Origin of the sequence: Spartinivicinus poritis, from assembly GCF_028858535.1 — a bacterium.
Lineage (GTDB): Bacteria > Pseudomonadota > Gammaproteobacteria > Pseudomonadales > Zooshikellaceae > Spartinivicinus > Spartinivicinus poritis.
Window position 1 is genome coordinate 1 of record NZ_JAPMOU010000139.1, and the last position, 2,320, is coordinate 2,320.

Annotated in this window: 2 protein-coding genes; both read left to right on the forward strand. The window is 42.8% G+C overall.

The features are described from left to right. The first annotated feature begins 153 nt into the window (after positions 1-153). Positions 154-480 carry a hypothetical protein gene (locus ORQ98_RS29345; protein ID WP_274692376.1) on the forward strand — a complete coding sequence of 109 codons (327 nt, stop codon included), beginning with the start codon at positions 154-156 and terminating at the stop codon, positions 478-480. Between the two features lie 178 nt (positions 481-658). Continuing rightward, positions 659-2,320: ShlB/FhaC/HecB family hemolysin secretion/activation protein (locus tag ORQ98_RS29350; protein ID WP_274692377.1), on the forward strand; the 1,662-nt coding region annotated here is incomplete at its 3' end.

Here is a 2,320-nt window from a genome sequence, read left to right on the forward strand (position 1 = left end):
ACTGCCTTGCTTGTGTTGAACAACCATAAGTATTGTTTTCTGATAGCTGGAACTTCTGCAGTGTTTAACAATGCTGTCCAGGGCTTTATTAATTGCATTTGTTAACTATATCCGCCAGTATACAACAGTTGTTAACTTTGGAAGTCATAATAAATGTCAAAAGTAAAAGCAGCATCTTTGATCAATGCATTGCAAGTTTTCCGAGAAATTGACTCAAGCCTGACTATTGATCAGATAATTGTACTATTAACGCTGTCTAAAGAAGGCCCATTAAGATCAGTTGACCTAAAACAAAAGCTCAATCTCTCTCATCATGAGTATGCAGATATCGTCGAGCCACTTTATAATGGCCACACACTACGAAAGCAATCTAAGGCTAGTTTTATTGAGTCTGGGTCTTATGCAGATGATCCACGTCAACGTGTAATTTTTGTCAATGATGATGGAAAGAAGGTTGTAGAAACTGCTTTAGAAGGATAGCAGATATACTGTTTTATCTTCTGCACACATCCTAGCCCACTGTGAGCTCAGGGGTTACTGAGCTTCCAATTACCTGAGCTGCTATATAAGCAAGCCCCCAACTTATCAGAATGATTCTATACTCATAACAAACAATAACAGGTCATGGATCGACGGATACTTTAAGGCCGTAGGTCCAATGAACTACTGTAAGTACACAATTGCCATTGCTTTGTTAGTAGTCCAGTTAATCCCATTTCAAGCCTATTCCCAAGAAGTAGTTACCCCACTGGATCAAAACACCATCGAAATGCAACAACGCCAGCTCATTGAACAGCAACAACGGCGTATTGAAGAACTAAAGAAGTTACCAGGGCCTATTGTGGAAGATGAAGAGGGGGCTTTACCGACGGATGGGCGTTGCTTTGAGGTTAAGGAGATTGAGATAACGGGTGTGAGTTTGTTTAAACCAGCAGAGATTATCGCTATCACACAACCTTTTATTAATACCTGTGTGGGTATGCCGCAAATTAACAGCTTACTGAGAAAATTAACCAATTTGTATGTAGCTAAGGGCTACATCACCAGCCGGGCTTATGTGCCTCAACAAAACCTTTCTGAAGGCAAACTGGTGATCATTGTGGTGGAAGGCAAAATATCAGCGATTGAGCCTGCCCCCGATGCGAACATATCGGAATGTGAAATCGCTTTTGCCATGCCAGGTATTACGGGTGATGTTTTAAATTTACGGGATTTAGAACAGGGGATTGACCAGATTAACCGGCTCCCTTCAAACAATGCCAAGTTGCAGCTCCTACCAGGAGAGGAGGCAGGGGCTTCTATTGTGCAGGTGGTAAACCAAAAATCAGCCCCTTGGCGAGTGAGCCTCAGCAAGCACAACCACGGCAATGACAGTACTGGCAAGCAGCAATGGTCCAGCCAATTTGATTGGGATAATCCACTGAATATTAATGACCAGGTTAGGTTACTGGCGGGTAAGGATGCAGTCAGTGATTCGCTTAGAGAGTCTCGGTTTGGTTACCTGGAGTATAATGTCCCCTACGGTAAATGGACCAGTACCTACAGTTTCAGTTACAACGACTATGAAACTTTTTCAGAATCCAATGATTTTATTTTTTTAAATTCCGGCGATAATCGGACCCATAAACTCGCTGTTGAACGATTAGTTTTTCGTGATCAGGTCAGTAAAGTACACCTTAAATCCAGTGTTTCTCATATAAGAACCCGCAATTTCATAGAAGAAATACTACTGGATATAAACAGCCATCAACTCACCGAGTTTCAGTTGGGTCTGAATTATGGTCGCATTGTTTTAGGGGGGTACTTAAATACCGAATTGAATTTTCACCGGGGTACTCGCTGGCTCGGTGCACAAAATGATAAAACCAATGATTCAGCGACACCTAAGGCGCAATATGAAATGGTTTCAGCGACGGTCAGTGCAGTAAAGCCATTCCAGCTAGCTGGTCAGGACTTGAGTTATACCGCCTTGATCAGTGGGCAGTGGAGTGATGATGTGCTTCACAGTCCAGTGCGAATTAGCGTGGGAGGACAAAGTTCGGTGAGAGGCTTTGATGAGCAGTCATTGTCTGGTGATTCAGGCTATTACTGGCGTAATGAACTGGCCTGGCAAGTGCCTAATGTCAAATCACTATCAAGTAATATCCTTACTGGTGCTTCTGTGATATTGGCTTATGATGTGGGCGTTATTCATCATGGCCGCTTTAATGATGGTCAGTCAGGCAGAATAGCAGGTGTTGCACTGGGGGTACGGTTGCATGGTGAGCATATCAATATGGAGCTATTTACCTCTAAGACTTTATCAAAACCGAATCATTTC

Excerpts from the sequence above, each read along its gene's own strand:
- ORQ98_RS29345 (WP_274692376.1), top strand. The coding sequence starts at position 154 with ATGTCAAAAGTAAAAGCAGCATCTTTGATCAATGCATTGCAAGTTTTC.